Below are 14,274 nucleotides of genomic sequence, written 5' to 3'. Positions count from 1 at the left end.
GCGGTCGCCCACGAAGGGCGACCGCCGTCGTCGTACATGCGCGACATCCCCCACCCGGTCCGCGGAGGTGACCACAAGACACCTACCGCGCGCGACGCTCCAGGCGGTCCACGTCGAGGAGGACGACCGCCCGGCCCTCACGCCTCACCCAATGGCGCTGCGTGAAGTCCGCCAACGCCTTGTTGACGGTCTCGCGGGACGCCCCGACGAGCTGCGCGAGCTCTTCCTGCGTGAGGTCGTGGGCGACGCGGACGCCGTCGGCGGTGGGCTCGCCGAACTTGCCGGCGAGGTCGAGGAGGGCCTTGGCGACGCGGCCGGGGACGTCGGAGAAGACGAGGTCGGCGAGGGAGTCGTTGGTGCGGCGCAGGCGCTGCGCGAGGGCGCGGAGCAGGTGCCCGGAGACGCCGGGGTGCTCGGTGAGCCACGCGATGAGCTGCTTGTTGTGGAGCTCGTACAGCAGCGCGTCGGACACGGCGGACGCGGTGGCGGTGCGGGGCCCGGGGTCGAACAGGGAGAGCTCGCCGAACATCTCGCCGGGGCCGAGGACGGAGAGGAGGTTCTCGCGTCCGTCGGGGGCTCGTCGGCCGAGCTTGATCTTGCCTCGCGCGATCACGTAGAGACGGTCGCCGGGCTCGCCCTCGTGGAAGAGGACGTCGCCTCGTCCGAGCGTGACCTTCTGCATCGACTCGAAGAGCTTGCGGGTCTCTTCGGGTTCCATGGTTGCGAAGAGGGGGGCTTTGAGAACAACCTCGTCGTCCACGCCTGTGGTCCTTCGTCGTCGTCGCCGGCGTTTCGGGGAGGGCCGGCTGGGGTTGGCCGCTGTCCGGCGCGACGCCGTCGCGGTCACCTACAGTCTGCCGCATCTTGCGAGGTCATGCGGTCAGGTGGGTCGTAGGGTGTCGGCATGGCAGCCTCCGTGAAGGGTTCCTCGTCCGCTGCGGCGCCGCGGATCGTCCCGGCGAAGCCGCCGACGACGCACCTGGGTCTGGTCCGCCGGGCACGCCGGGTGGACCGGGAGCTCGCGGAGACGTACCCGGACGCGCGGTGCGAGCTGGACTTCACGAACCCGTTGGAGCTGCTGGTGGCGACGGTGCTGTCGGCGCAGACGACGGACGTGCGCGTGAACCAGGTGACGCCGACGCTGTTCCGCCGGTTCCCGGACGCCGCGGCGTATGCGGGTGCGGACCGGGAGGAGCTCGAGGGGATCCTCAAGCCGCTCGGGTTCTTCCGGGCGAAGTCGGCGTCGCTCATGGGGCTGGGGCAGGCGCTGGTGGAGCGGTTCGGCGGTGAGGTCCCGGGCCGGTTGGAGGACCTGGTGACGTTGCCGGGTGTGGGCCGGAAGACGGCGAACGTCGTGCTGGGGAACGCGTTCGGGGTGCCGGGAATCACCGTGGACACGCACGTGAAGCGCGTGTCGCGGCGGCTCGGGTGGACCGAGGAGACGGACCCGGTGAAGATCGAGACGGCGCTCGGGGACCTGATCGAGCGGCCCGAGTGGACGATGATGTCGCACCGGCTGATCTTCCACGGGCGGCGGTGCTGCTTCGCGCGGAAGCCGAACTGCGGGGGTTGTTCGGTGGCGGCCCTGTGCCCGTCCGCTGGGATCGCGGGCTGACGCGAGCGGTCAGTCGATCCTGACTTCGAGGCCGCCGTCCGGGTAGAGCATCACGTCGGCCCAGACGTCGGCGACGCGTCCGGCGTCGAACGCCCCGTCGAACCGGCACTCGAGCACCCAGACGGCGGGCTTTCCCGGGGCCGGGATCTCCACGGTGAGCTGGCGGTCCTGGACGACCTCGGCGTTCGTGAGCGTCGACGGCTGCAGCTCGGGCACCTCCCAGTAGTCGCCGAGGTGGTTCATGATCTCGGTGCGGACGTCGTCGCACGTCACGCGCCAGTCGTCGGCCGGCGTACCCGCGCCGGGGGCGCCGGCGCCGTCGGAGGCGCCCTGCTGCTGGGCGGAGACGACCGCCCGGTCCCACGCCTCGCCGAGCTGTCGGGACACGAACGCGCCGACCGCGCCCACCAGGACGACGGCCGCCAACGCTCCCAGGACGATCAGGGCGCGGACGTGGTCCGGGAGCCGCTTCCGTGCGGGGACCGCGGTGGACGGGGCCACCGGTGCGGCCTGGTACGGGTCGCCTACCGCCTGCGGGCCGCCCGGGAGGGGGGCGACGTGCTCGGTCCACCCGTGCCCGTCGAACCAGCGCAGCATCCCGGCGCGGTAGGGGTCCGGATACCACCCGGGTGCGGGGATCGTCATGTTCCTCCGTCGACGCTTCGCTGAGGCGAGTGGTCGGAGCATACCGGCACGCCGACCGGTGGGACGATGCCGTCATGGCGACCGACGCACCCGCGACCCCGAAGCCCGACGACGACCTGTCCGCGACCATCGCAACCCTCCAGGACCAGGAGCACGAGCTCGTCTTCCGGACCTTCACGAACGACGACGCGTGGCGGCTCGGCTGCCTGCTCGTCGAGCGGGCGAGGGCCGGCGGCCTGGCCGTCGTCGTGGACGTCCGGCGCGGTGAGCAGCAGCTCTTCCACGCCGCGCTCGACGGCACGAGCGCGCACAACGACTCGTGGGTCGAGCGGAAGTCGCGGGTGGTCGCGCGGTTCGGGGTCTCCACGTACCTGGCGAACCTGCGCGAGGTGGCACGGGGGCGCACGTTCGGGCAGGCCCACGAGCTGCCGTTCCTCGAGTACGCCGCCGCGGGCGGGGCGTTCCCCGTGCGGGTCGCGGGGGTGGGCGTCGTCGGGTCGGTCGCGGTGTCGGGGCTCTCGCAGCACGACGACCACGAGCTCGTCGTCGCGGGCATCCGGGAGTTCCTGAGCGCCGCGGGTTGATCGCCGGGGCTCACGCGAGGCTCGCCCGGACCACCTGCCAGCCCGCGGTGCCGTGCCGGACCGTGAGGTCGAGGAGGTCGGGCAGCGCGCCCGGGTCGTCGTTGCCCCCGTACACGTCCGACGCCGCGGCGTCGTCCGTACCGGCGGCGGGCCCGGCAGCGGTGGTCGGCCCGGCCCCGGCGGCGGTCGCAGTGGTGGCGGGCGTCGGGGCGAGCGCGTGCCGCACGCACGCCGCCTGCCGGTGGGCGACCGTCACGACGAAGGTGTCCGGCGCGTCCGTGGGGGTCGTCCGCACGGCCTCGGCCCGGGCGTCGCAGCCGTCGTAGCGGACCGCGCCCGCCGTGACGCCGCGCATCGACGCGGCCTTGTCGCGGCACCAGCCGCTCTGCGTCGAGCAGAGGCGCGCGAACTCGTGCCAGTCGCCGCTGCGCAGGCCGTACGGCTCGAGCTCCAGCACGTAGATGGCCGCCGCGACCGCGCCGCGCTCGTCCGAACGCTCGAGGTCCGCGGGGCGGGCGGAGCGCTCGAGCCGGTCCGGCAGCTGCGGTCCGCCGGTCGTCGCGGGCTGCCCCTCGGACGCGTCGTGGCCGGCGACGAGCGCCACCGCGGTCACACCCACGACCACGAGGACGGCTGCCACCCCCGCGATCCGACGCGTGTGCCGGCGGGCCCACGCCGCCCCCGCGCGCAGCGCCGGCGTCAGTCCCACCACAGCCGCCACCAGCGCTCGTCGTCGACCCGGTAGGTCGGCAGGATCTCGTCCGGGCGGCGCGCACCGTCGTCGTCGAGCCCGAGCTCGTCCACCACGTACGACCACAGGCGCTCGCAGTCGCAGCCGTCGTCGTGGCGGCGGGGGAGGCGGACGTCGTCGTCGTAGCGGACGTACACGCCCTCGGCGGTGAGGCGCTCGTCGCAGCGCCCCGGCCCGACGGCGTAGCCGTGGACCTCGAGCCGGTCGGGGCGGGTGGCGGTCGCGTCGAGGATCGCGCGCAGGCTCGGGGCGTCGTTCTGCCGGTCGGTGAGCAGCCCGGCGGGGAGCACGTCGAGGAGAACCGCCGCGGCGTCGCCGTCGAGGCGGGTGAACGGGACGATGTCCGTCGGGCCGGGGGTGTCGACGAGCGTGCCGCGGACGAACGGTTCCAGGGTCTCGGGCACCTCGGCCGCCAGGAGCCGGCCGTGCTCGTGGCCGGGGGCGCCGGCCCCGAAGCGGGCGCAGTCGGCGGCGTCGTAGGTGTCGAGGTGCTCCTGCCACACGGCGCGGAGGCTGCCGGGGCGGACGGCTGGGGAGGTGCGCAGCGGCGGACGGCCGGAGGCGCGGTCGGCGGGACGGTCGGGCGGACGACGCCGGGCGACGTCGGTGCGGGTCGGGCTCATGCCGGGAGTCTGGCGGCCTGTCGCGCGGCCGTGCGTCGGACCGGACGCCCCCTGTGCACAGGCCGCGTGGACCGGCGCCTGGGGGTGGCGCCCGAGCGCTCGCGCGGCTGCCGTGATCCCGCCCGAAGGTCCGCACGACGCCGGGCGGTGCGGAGCCGCCGATGTTACGGTCGCGCGGTGCCACGGGTGCTCGTCGAGGTCGCGCCGGGGGTGCTCGTCGCCACCAGCCGGACGATGACGACCACGTCGACGGTGGCCGTGCGCCGGGGCGAGGCCCTCCTCGTCGACCCGGCCTGGCACCCCGACGAGCTCGCCGGGCTGGCGGACGCGCTCGATGCCCGCGCGCTCCGCGTCGTCGGCGGGATCGCGACCCACGCCCACCACGACCACCTGCTGTGGCACCCGCGGTTCGGCGCGGCACCCCGCTGGGCCTCGGCGCCCGCCGCTTCGCTCGCCCGCGGCCGCCGGGACACGCTCCAGACCGCGCTGGTCAGCGGCGAGGGCTCCGCCGACGCCGGCCCGCACCCGTGGACGCCGGACCTGCTGGACCTCGTCGGGCGCGTACGGCCGTGGCCCGCGACCCCGCCCCTGCTGCCCGGCGACCCCGAGCTCGTCGTCCACGACGCGCACGCGCCCGGCCACGCCCCAGTCTGGCTGGCGAGAGCGCAGGTCCTGGTCGCCGGCGACATGCTGAGCGACGTCGAGCTCCCGCTCCTGTTCGAGCCCGACGACCTGGCCGCCTACCTCGACGGGCTCGACCGCCTCGCGCCGTACGTGGCCCGCGCGGATGTCGTCGTGCCCGGGCACGGGACGCCGTCCTCGGAAGGGATGACACGGCTCGACGCGGACCGCCGGTACCTCGAGGCACTGCTCGCCGGGCGCGACCCGGACGACCCACGGCGGGCGAACCCCGGCATGGCGGAGGTCCATGCGGCGCTGGTCGAGCTGGCGCGGGCGCTGCGGCACTGACCCGCGCCGAGCATGCGATCACGCACCTCAGAGGCTCCTCGACCATGCGCGTACACGCATGGTCGGCCCGAGAACGGTCGACAACCCCAGGGGTCGGCGCCGGGTGCGGTGGGTCACCGTACGGTCGGCCGCGCCGGGGGTAGGGGTGAGCAGGGTCAGCGGGCGAACCTGAGCCCGCTGGCGCGACGGACCGGCCGTTCGACGGCGGCGCGCACGGCGTCCGCGGTCCCGACGACGCGCACGAGCTCCTGGGCGCGCGTGACCGCCGTGTAGAGGAGCTCGCGGGTCAGCAGAGGCGAGTCGGCGGGCGGCAGCACGACGGTCACGCGCGTGAACTGGCTGCCCTGCGCGCGGTGGACCGTCATCGCGTGCACCGGCTCGACGGCGGGCAGCCGGTGCGGCCGTACCAGCCGGGGGTTGCCTGGCTCGCCGAAGGCGACGACCGCGCCGCCCTCGCCGTCGTCGACGACGACACCGGTGTCGCCGTTCGAGAGCCCCGTCGTGCGGTCGTTCGTCGTGACGAGCACGGGCCGCCCGAGGGGCCACGGCCCGGTCTCGCGCAGGCCCGTCGCCTCGGCCACCCAGCCCTGCGCGAGCGCCGCCCAGCGGACGACCCCCGCGGGCCCGCGACGGTGCGCGACGAGGAGGCGGTGCGCGCCCAGAGCGGTGAGCGCAGCGGCCGCGTCGCCCGCGTGGGCGGCCGCGGTCACCGCGGCGCCCGCGGCTGCGACGTCGTCCCGGACCTGGGGGACGTCGGTCTCGCGGACCACGTCGTCGGTGAGCTCGACGAGCTCGACGTGGGCGCCGCCCGCGCGCAGGAGCTCGAGGGCGTCGTCGGGGCGGCCGGCGTTGATCGCGTCGGCGAGCGCGCCCAGCTCGGCGCCGAACCGGTGCCGTACGACCAGCTCGACCACGGCGCCGGGGTGACGGCCCGTCGCCGCGCCGTCGGTGCCGTCGGTGCCGTCGGCGCCGACGAGGTCGTCCGGGTCGTCCGGGGCGCGGTGGCCGACGGGCGACGCGAGCCGGTCGACCAGGTCCCCCAGGACCGCGCCGACCTCGACGGACGCGAGCTGGTGCCGGTCGCCGACGAGCACGAGCCGCGCGTCGGGCCGCAGCGCCTCGAGGACGCGCGCCAGCAGCGGGAGCGACACCATCGACGCCTCGTCCATGACGACGACGTCGTGCGGCAGCCGGTTGGCGCGGTCGTGTCGGAACCGGGTGCGCGAGTCCGGGCGCGACCCGAGCAGACGGTGGATCGTCGTCGCGTGGACGGTGCCGGCCCCCAGCCGTGCGAGCTCGGTGTCGACGGCCTCCTGGAGCCGGGCCGCGGCCTTGCCGGTCGGGGCGCAGAAGGCGACGCGCAGCGGCTGGGCGTCCGTGTCGAGCGTGTCGCGCAGCGTCGCCACGAGGCGGGCCACGGTCGTCGTCTTCCCGGTGCCCGGGCCTCCCGTGAGCACCGTGAGGCGGGAGCGGGCTGCGGTCGCGGCGGCCAGACGCTGCCGGTCGTCCGCCCTGCCCGGGAAGTAGCGGGCCAGCGCGGCGTCGAGGGCGGCCTCGTCCACCGGGAGCGGTGAGGCGAGCCGTTCTTCGACCGCGACCCGGACGACCTGCTCGTCGCGCCAGTAGCGGTCGAGGTAGAGGCGGTGGTCGACGAGCCGTACCGGTCGGTCCGCCGGTCCGTCGACGCCGTCGGCCACCAGCGGGCTCCGCCGCAGCGCGGCCTCCCAGCCGGCCTCGTCGGGCCACGGGAGCTCGGCGACGGGAGTCCGCGCCGCACCCGTGTCGTCCGGGGCGAGCGTGTCCGGCGCCGCCTCGTCGACGTCCTCCGCCACGAGGGTCCGCACGTCGCGGAGGTCGACGCACGCCGACCCGGAGCGCAGCGCCCGCACCGCGAGCGCGGCCGCGAGGCGGACGACCTCGTCGTCCTCGCCGGTCAGCGCGCCGAGCCGCTCGGCCGTCCGCACGTCCGCCGAGGTCAGCACGCCCGCCCGCGCGAAGGACCCGAGGAGCGGACCGGCGCGCCACGGCGTTCTCGGGTCCCCGTCGACGACGTCCGTCACCGCGCTCATGACCGTCCTCCGTCCGTCGCCCGGCGGTCCGGCGCCACACCGTCGAGCAGTGCCGACAGGGCGACGACGAGCGACGTCGGCGGCCGCCACGACAGCACCCCGCACGGCGCCCCGTCGACGACCGGCGTCCCCGGGCCGCACATCCCGCGCACGAACAGGTAGACCCCACCCCCGAGGTTGCGGTCCGGGTCGTAGCCCGGGAGCCGCCAGCGCAGGTACCGGTGCAGCGCGACCGTGTAGAGGAGGAGCTGCAGCGGGTAGTGGGAGTCGATCATCCCCGCGACGAGCGCGTCCGGCCGAAAGTGCCAGGCCGTGAGCTGCTCGTCGGGCGGCGCGAGCCGGTTCGTCTTGTAGTCGACGACGACGTACCGGTGGTCCCCGGAAGCCGTCGCTCCGGGCGTGGCCGGGACCCGCAGCACGGCGTCGATGCTGCCGGTGAGGTACCCGCGCACCTCCTCCGTGCCGAGCTCGTCGAGCCGCTCGGCGTAGGCCGCGAACGCGTCGCCGGGGTCGAGGTGGGCTCGCAGGAGGTCGGCGACGTCGCGCAGCCGCGGCGCGTGCCCGACGCCCGGCCGGGGCAGGTCGCCGCCCGCGAGCGGCAGCTCGAAGTCCAGCTCCGCGAGCCGGTCGCGCGGCGCGAGGTCGGCGAGCGACCGCCCGCCCAGGAGCGGGCCGCACGGCGTGTGCAGCACGGGCAGCAGCGCCTGGGCGAGTCGGCTGGGCTGCACCCCGATCCCCGGCGCGAGGCCCGTCTCCTCGCACCGGGCCCGGACCTCCGCGAGCAGGTCGTCCGCCGTGGTGTCGGTGTGCTCGAGGACCGCGTGGACGAGCGTCCCGAACGCCGTCCCGCCGGGGAGGTCGGCGAGCGGCGAGGGCACCGCGCGCAGGGCGGCGTCGGCCGGGTCGGACCCGGACGACCAGCCCTCGACCACCTCGGTGGGTTCCTCGGGCTCGTCGGTGATGCCCGGGTTCTCCGGCTCGTCCGTGACGCCCGCGCGCGGGGGTGCGCCCGGCCCGGCCGGTCCGGCGTCGTGCGCGGAGGCCGTGAGCCCGGAGTACGACGTGCGCCGCCACGCGGTGTCGACGGCGCGGCGCAGGCGCGCGACCTCGAGCTCGGGGCGGTCGCCGGGCGGCGGCGTCCAGCGGGCCGGCGCCGGTCGTGCGGACACGGTCTCGTGCACGATCGTCCCGTCGCTGGCAGCGGCGAGGGCGTCGAACGCCCGTTGCGCGTCGGGGTCCGAGGGGACGCGGGCCGTCGCGTTCGGGCTGCCGTCGACGTCGCGCTCTCCGAGCACGAGACGCCCGAGCGCCCCCGCGGCGGAGTTGAGGCCCGTCGGCGCCCACCAGACGACGACCTGGCTGGCGGCGCGGGTCAGCGCGACGTAGGCGAGCCGCAGGTCCTCGCCGGCCTCCTCGGTCCGGTGGCGGCCGACGGCGTCGTCGTACCCGGGGCTGCCGCGACCGCCCACGTGGAGGCGTCGCGTGCCCTGCGCGTCGTGGAGGTGGAGCAGCTCGGGATCACGCGGGAGGAACCGGTCCCAGGCGAACGGGACCAGCACGACGGGGTACTCGAGGCCCTTGGCGGCGTGCACCGTCACGACCTGGACGGCGGCCGCGTCCGTCTCGAGGCGGCGGCTCCGCTCCTCCGCGTAGTCCGACCCGGCGTCCTGGATGCGGGCCCGGAGCCACTCGACGAGCGCGGTCGCGCCGAGCCCCGTGTCGCGCATGGTCGCGTGCAGGACCTCCGCGACGTGCCGGACGTCCGTCAACGTGCGCTCACCGGCGGTGCGCCGCAGCAGCCGCTCGTGCAGGCCGTGGGCCGTCGTCGCCTGGACGAGCGCCGCGACCCCCTGCTCGTCGAGCACGTGCGACCACTCGCGCAGCAGGTCGGCGAGGTCCTCGCGCGCGGCGTCGTCGGCCTCGGCGAGCCGCAGGGCGTCCCACCCGACGAACGGCGTGAGCGCCGCGGCGGCGACCCGGCCGGGGTCACCCGTGCTCGCGAGCGCGTTGAGGAGCACGAGCCAGTCCCGGGCCGCGGGCGACCCGAAGACGCTCGACAGGCCCGAGATCACGGCAGGCACGCCCGCGTCGGTGAGCGCGTCGCGGACGGCGAGGGCCTGGCCGTTCGTGCGGACCAGGACCGCCACGTCCCCGGGCACCGCAGGCCGCCACGCCTCGACTCCCGGGTCGGCGCGCAGGCGGGTCCCGTCGAGCGTGCGCACGACCTGCGCGGCGACGTCCGCGACGACGACCTCGCGCACCGGACCGACGCTCGGCGCCTTGCCGCTCGCGCTCGCCCCGACCGCGGCGCGCGCCACACGCCGCACGAGGACCGGCGGCCCGCCCTCGAGCCGGCGGCCCCGGCGCGCGGCCTCGACCGGGTGGACGACGATGCGCGGGTCGCCCAGGGCGGCGCCGTCGAACAGGTGCGCGAGGCCCTCGAGCACGGGCGCGTCCGTGCGCCAGTTGCGGCCGAGCGTGGACGCCGTCGCGTCGGCCCGGGCCGCGAGATAGGTGTGGACGTCGGCGCCGCGGAACGCGTAGATCGCCTGCTTGGGGTCGCCGACGAGGACGAGCGCGCTCGCCGCGTCCGGGCGGTCGTGGAACGCGGCCCGCAGGATCTCCCACTGGACCGGGTCGGTGTCCTGGAACTCGTCGACGAGCACCACCCGGTACCGGGCCCGGACCCGCTCGACGGCGGCGGACCCGGAGACCGGGTCCGTGAGCGCGTCCCGCAGGAGGACGAGCAGGTCGTCGTAGTCGACGAGGTGAGCGAGGCGCTTGCGGCGCTCCAGCTCCGCCCGCGCCGCTCGGGCGATGCCGTACCGGTCGGCCGCGGCGCTGCCCGGCGGTGCGTCGTCGGGGGCGAGCACGGCGGCGTGGTCGGAGATCGCGTTGCGCACGACCTCGCGCGCGTTCTTCACCGTGAGCGTCGCACGGTCGACCCCCGCGTACTTGCGCAGGTAGAGGTCGTCCACGACCTCCGCCTCGAGGTCCGCGACGTCCGGCAGGAGCGGCGTCCCGGGCTCGACGACCCCGCCCGACGTCGACGTCCCGAGCGCCGCGAGCATCTGCTGGCAGAAGCCGTGCGTCGTCGTGATCGTGGCCGCGTCGACCTGGGTCAGCGCCACCGCGAGCCGCGCCTGTCGGCGCGCCAGCTCGGCGTCGTCGACGTCGGCGAGCAACCGCACCACCGGGTCGCCGCTCGTCCGCGCGCCCGGCTCGCGCAGCGCGCGCTCGGTCGTGACGAGGCGTTCCCGCACGCGGTCGCGCAGCTCGCTCGTCGCCATCCGCCCGAACGTCACGACGAGCAGCTCGGGGAGCTCGGCGAAGCCCTCGGCGACGTAGCGGGTCGTGAGCGCGGCGATCGTGTACGTCTTGCCGGTCCCGGCGCTCGCCTCGAGGACGGTCGTGCCCCGCGGCAGCGGCCCGCACACGTCGAAGACGGCCGGGGCGTCCTCGGTCCCGAGCCCCACCGGCCCGCCGCTCGTGGCCGCGCTCATGCCGATCCCTCCGTGCGTTCGTGCGCCAGCAACGGGTCCCACACGAACCGCGCGAGCACCCCGAGCCGGGTCGCCTCGTCGGAGACGTGGCGGCGCTCGCCGTCGGACGCGGTGCCCGCGACGCTCGTCAGGTGCCAGCCTTCGCCCCACGCGAGGACGTGGTACTCGTCGTCCCGGCGGAAACGGTTGCGCTCATCGTCGAGGCGGCGGTCGAGGTCGCGCAGGATCGCGCCCGGTTCCTCGCCGTCGGCCCGGCGGCTCGCGTACCGCTCGGCCTGGTCGACAGGCAGCGGCAGAGGCTCGCGCAGAGCGAGGTCGCGCACCGCCACCAGCCGCCCGAGCAGGTCGAGAGCCTCGCCGCGGGACGGCGCGACGAGCCGGCGCGCGGTCGCCGTGGGCCGGTGGCCCTGCCCGCGGCCGATGGTCACCGCCGACGACACCGGCGCGCCGCCCGCCACGAGCGCGAGGAGCTGGACCCACGCCCGGAGCCGGTGCTTGGGGCCGAGCCGCGAGTACAGGGCACGGACGACGGTGCCGCCCCGCCCGTCGACGTCCCGCACGCCGGCCACTGTGCCGACGAGCGTCCGCCCGTCGGGGAGCAGCGTCGTGACGTCGAGGGTCGACGCCGGCGCGCGCACGAACGGCACCGCCTCGGCGGCCACAGCCGCGACGTTGTCCGCGACCCCCTGGAGGACGGCCGAGCCGAGCCGCCCGGGCGGCATCTTGCCGCGCAGCCGCTCGGCGCTCGCCGCCACGCCCAGGTCCGTGCCGTCCAGGACGGCCGACAGGATCCGGTCGCCCGCCGCCCACCCGTCGAGGCCGTCGAGCTCGAGCGGCAGCCGGTCGTCGAGGTCGTTCTCGTCGCGCGGGAGCGAGACGCCGAGCCGGTCGCGGACGAACGACTTGACCGGGTGCTCCAGCGTCGGGACGAGGCCCGTGCGGCCCTCGAGGCCGAGGGTCGCGTCGTCGTCCGGGAGCGGTGGAAGCGGGGACTCGAGCAGGGCCGGACGCTCGGTGCGCGGCTCCCGGCCGACGAGGGCCGCCCGGCGCTCGACGACGTCGAAGCTGAACGGGCCCGGACGGCCGAGCTGCCCGGGCTCGAAGTTGCGCTCGTCGACCGTCTGGAGCGGGTGGCGCACGACGAGCGTCTCGCGAGCGTCGGCCGCGCCGCCGTCCGGGCCGGGAGGGAAGACCACGCACTCGTCCACCGCGTCCAGCAGCTCGCCCACCGGCACGGCGGGCGGCAGCGGGCGTCCCGTCCGCTCGTCCGCGCCCGAGTGGACGACGACGAGGTGGTCGGTCGCGGCGAGGACCGCGTCGAGGAAGAGCTGGCGGTCCTCGGAGCGGCGGTCCCGCTCGCCCACGAGCGGGTCGCGCGCGAGCACGTCGTCGCCGCTCGGGCTCCCGACGCGCGGGAACGCGGTGTCGTCGAGCCCCAGGAGGCACACGACGCGGTGCGGGACGGCGCGCATCGGCTCGAGCGAGCACACGGTGAGCGCGCCCGTCCGGAAGCCCGCGCGCGTGGGACGTCCGCCGAGCCGCCGCTCGAGGAGGGCGACGACGTCGGGCAGGCGGAGAGTCGCGTCGGGCGACGCGCCCGCGCTCGCCCGAGCGTCGGCGAGGACCGCCCGAGCCTCGACCCGTTGCCACTGGTCCGCCGGTGCGGTGTCGGTGAGCAGGACCAGCGCCCGGTCGAGCGCGTCGAACCACCCGGCGGCGGGGCGGGCACCCTCGAGCTCGGCGAGCAGGCCGGTCACCCGGTCGACGAGCTCCGCGAACCTCCCGGCGAGGTCGACGTCGGTGCTGCCGACGTCGTCGAGCGGGAGCGTCGCGTCGAGGTGTCGGTAGTCCTCGTCGGACATCGCGACGCCGAGGAGGAGGCGGTCCATCGCCGCCGACCAGGTGCCCTGACCCACCCGCACGCCGAAACGCCCGCGCCGCGTCGCGTCCTCGCCCCACCGGACCCCGGACTCGAGCGTCCACGTCCGCAGCCGCTCGAGGTCCTCGTCGTCGAGCCGGAACCGTCGCCGGACCGCGTCCAGACCCGCGAGGTCCACCAGCGCCGACGCCGTGACGCGCGACCCTGCGAGCGCGAGCAGGTCCGCGACGGCGCGCAGCAGCGGGTTGGTGCGGGCCGGCGAGCGGTCCGCGATCCGGACGCGGAGCGTGCGCCCCGGGTGCGGTGCGGCGTCGGTCGTCTCCGTGGACGCGGCGCCGAACGTCGCGGTCACGAGCGGCGCGAACGCCTCGACGTCGGGGCACAGCACGACGACGTCGCGCGGCTGGAGCGTCGGGTCGTCCGCGAGCAGGCCCACGACGACCTCGCGGAGCACCTCGACCTGGCGCGACCGGCCGTGGCAGGCGTGCACCTCGATCGTCCGGTCCGCAGGCAGCGCCGTCGGCCGTTCGCCCGGGACGGGACGGGCGTCGGCGCGCAGCGCCGCCTGGAGCGTCCCCAGGACCGTGCTCGGCGGCGGAGGGGCCGGGTGGTGCGTGACCTCGGCGTCCCGCGCCGCGAGCCGGACGCTGAGCTCGGTCGCGTCGCGCGCGAGCGACCCCAGCAGAGGGTGCGTCGCGGCCGACGGTACCGCCGCTCGGCGAGGCGCGGGCCCGCTGCGCAGGCCGTCGCCGGTCTCGGTCGCCCGGCGCCACAGCGCTCGGGAGGGGTGGGGCAGCCAGAGGTGCACGTCGCGGTGCGCCGCGAGGGCGTCGAGCACGTCCAGGTGCGCCTCCGCGAGCCGCGTCGGGCCGAAGACCGACAGGCGCGCCGGCAGGTCGACGACGCCGGGGTCGGCGCGCAGCACCTGGGCCGCCGTCGCGAGCCGCTCGGGGGGACTGGGCACCGCGGCGGAGTCCCGGACCGCCCGCCACAGGTGGGGCTGCCAGGTCAGGTCCGGGGCGAGGGGGGTGCCGGCACCGTCGTCGTCCCGGCCGTCCGCCCACGCCGTGACGAGCGACGGTCGCTGCGACCCGTACTCGGCGAACAGCGCCGCGACCCGCTGTGCGAGGCGCATCCGGCGCCCCGCCCTGACGCCGTCCGCGGCCGACGGACCCGGCGGGTCCGTGAGGAAGCGAGCGAGGGGCGCGGCCCACGGCTCGCCGTCCTCGATCCCGCTGTCGATGGCACGCAGCACGTGCCAGGCCAGGCGCTCTCGGTCCCACGGGTCGGCGTCCGGGTCGACCCCACCGGCCGTGGCGACGACGCCGTGCAGCACGCGCGCCGGCGAGTCGAAGACGACGTTCGCGCACACTCCGGCCTCGCCGCCGGGACCGGTGCCGAGCCGGTGCGACAGCCGCTGGGCGACCCACCGCTCGACCCCACGCGTCGGGACGGCGACGACCTCCGCGGCGAACGGGTCCGACGGCGGGTCGGCAGCCAGCACCGTGGCCAGCTCGTCGACCAGGACGTCCGCGCGCTCCGACGTGTGGACTCGCAGACGACTCGTGCGCGGCACCGCGAACAGGGCCGGGGGCTGCGCCGTCGTGGTCATGTCCCGGACCGTAGCAGCGCCCGC

The 14,274-nt window shown here is 76.5% G+C and carries 10 protein-coding genes; 3 read left to right on the top strand and 7 right to left on the bottom strand.

Translation table 11 applies throughout. The annotated features are described in order from the left end of the window. Positions 1–82: 82 nt before the first annotated feature. On the bottom strand, positions 83–760 hold the full coding sequence (locus tag ACFT5B_RS03265; protein ID WP_386796545.1) for a Crp/Fnr family transcriptional regulator: 678 nt from the start codon (positions 758–760) through the stop codon (positions 83–85). A gap of 144 nt (positions 761–904) precedes the next feature. Between ACFT5B_RS03265 and nth the strand changes: the two genes are divergently transcribed. After that, entirely contained in the window at positions 905–1,615 is a 711-nt protein-coding gene (gene nth, locus ACFT5B_RS03260) for an endonuclease III (RefSeq protein WP_386796544.1), read from the top strand. Between the two features lie 9 nt (positions 1,616–1,624). Here nth and ACFT5B_RS03255 read toward each other — a convergent pair whose 3' ends face one another. Continuing rightward, positions 1,625–2,260 (bottom strand): DUF2510 domain-containing protein, encoded by a 636-nt coding sequence (locus ACFT5B_RS03255; protein WP_386796543.1) that lies wholly within the window; start codon positions 2,258–2,260, stop codon positions 1,625–1,627. 74 nt (positions 2,261–2,334) lie between these two features. Between ACFT5B_RS03255 and ACFT5B_RS03250 the strand changes: the two genes are divergently transcribed. After that, on the top strand, positions 2,335–2,844 hold the full coding sequence (locus tag ACFT5B_RS03250) for a heme-degrading domain-containing protein (RefSeq protein ID WP_386796542.1): 510 nt from the start codon (positions 2,335–2,337) through the stop codon (positions 2,842–2,844). A 10-nt stretch (positions 2,845–2,854) separates the two neighbouring features. Here the strand turns inward: ACFT5B_RS03250 and ACFT5B_RS03245 are convergent, their stop codons facing one another. Then, on the bottom strand, positions 2,855–3,565 hold the full coding sequence (locus tag ACFT5B_RS03245; protein ID WP_386796541.1) for a hypothetical protein: 711 nt from the start codon (positions 3,563–3,565) through the stop codon (positions 2,855–2,857). Then, a complete protein-coding gene (locus ACFT5B_RS03240; RefSeq protein ID WP_386796540.1) occupies positions 3,544–4,218 on the bottom strand; it encodes a hypothetical protein in 675 nt (224 codons plus the stop codon). The genes ACFT5B_RS03245 and ACFT5B_RS03240 overlap by 22 nt, the downstream gene beginning before the upstream one ends. A 177-nt stretch (positions 4,219–4,395) precedes the next feature. Between ACFT5B_RS03240 and ACFT5B_RS03235 the strand changes: the two genes are divergently transcribed. Continuing rightward, positions 4,396–5,187 (top strand): MBL fold metallo-hydrolase, encoded by a 792-nt coding sequence (locus ACFT5B_RS03235; protein WP_386796539.1) that lies wholly within the window; start codon positions 4,396–4,398, stop codon positions 5,185–5,187. A 155-nt stretch (positions 5,188–5,342) separates the two neighbouring features. Here the strand turns inward: ACFT5B_RS03235 and recD are convergent, their stop codons facing one another. From recD to recC, 3 genes are read right to left on the bottom strand one after another with little or no spacing between them, the layout of a single operon-like run. Further along, positions 5,343–7,256 carry an exodeoxyribonuclease V subunit alpha gene (gene recD / locus ACFT5B_RS03230; RefSeq protein ID WP_386796538.1) on the bottom strand — a complete coding sequence of 638 codons (1,914 nt, stop codon included), beginning with the start codon at positions 7,254–7,256 and terminating at the stop codon, positions 5,343–5,345. Continuing rightward, positions 7,253–10,759, bottom strand: coding sequence for a UvrD-helicase domain-containing protein (locus ACFT5B_RS03225; RefSeq protein ID WP_386796537.1), 3,507 nt, complete (start codon positions 10,757–10,759; stop codon positions 7,253–7,255). Before ACFT5B_RS03225 ends, recD begins: the two co-directional genes overlap by 4 nt. Next, a complete protein-coding gene (gene recC / locus ACFT5B_RS03220) occupies positions 10,756–14,250 on the bottom strand; it encodes an exodeoxyribonuclease V subunit gamma (protein WP_386796536.1) in 3,495 nt (1,164 codons plus the stop codon). The genes ACFT5B_RS03225 and recC overlap by 4 nt, the downstream gene beginning before the upstream one ends. Positions 14,251–14,274: the final 24 nt, after the last annotated feature.

Source organism: Luteimicrobium sp. NPDC057192, assembly GCF_042670205.1.
In the GTDB taxonomy this organism is placed as follows: Bacteria; Actinomycetota; Actinomycetes; order Actinomycetales; family Cellulomonadaceae; genus Luteimicrobium.
This window is presented reverse-complemented; position numbering and strand designations above follow the sequence as displayed.

What these genes read in the sequence shown, in the direction of transcription:
- nth (WP_386796544.1), top strand. Translation starts at nt 905, where the DNA reads ATGGCAGCCTCCGTGAAGGGTTCCTCGTCCGCTGCGGCGCCGCGGATC.
- ACFT5B_RS03240 (WP_386796540.1), bottom strand. Translation starts at nt 4,218, where the DNA reads ATGAGCCCGACCCGCACCGACGTCGCCCGGCGTCGTCCGCCCGACCGT.
- ACFT5B_RS03250 (WP_386796542.1), top strand. Translation starts at nt 2,335, where the DNA reads ATGGCGACCGACGCACCCGCGACCCCGAAGCCCGACGACGACCTGTCC.
- ACFT5B_RS03255 (WP_386796543.1), bottom strand. Translation starts at nt 2,260, where the DNA reads ATGACGATCCCCGCACCCGGGTGGTATCCGGACCCCTACCGCGCCGGG.
- ACFT5B_RS03225 (WP_386796537.1), bottom strand. Translation starts at nt 10,759, where the DNA reads ATGAGCGCGGCCACGAGCGGCGGGCCGGTGGGGCTCGGGACCGAGGAC.
- recD (WP_386796538.1), bottom strand. Translation starts at nt 7,256, where the DNA reads ATGAGCGCGGTGACGGACGTCGTCGACGGGGACCCGAGAACGCCGTGG.
- recC (WP_386796536.1), bottom strand. Translation starts at nt 14,250, where the DNA reads ATGACCACGACGGCGCAGCCCCCGGCCCTGTTCGCGGTGCCGCGCACG.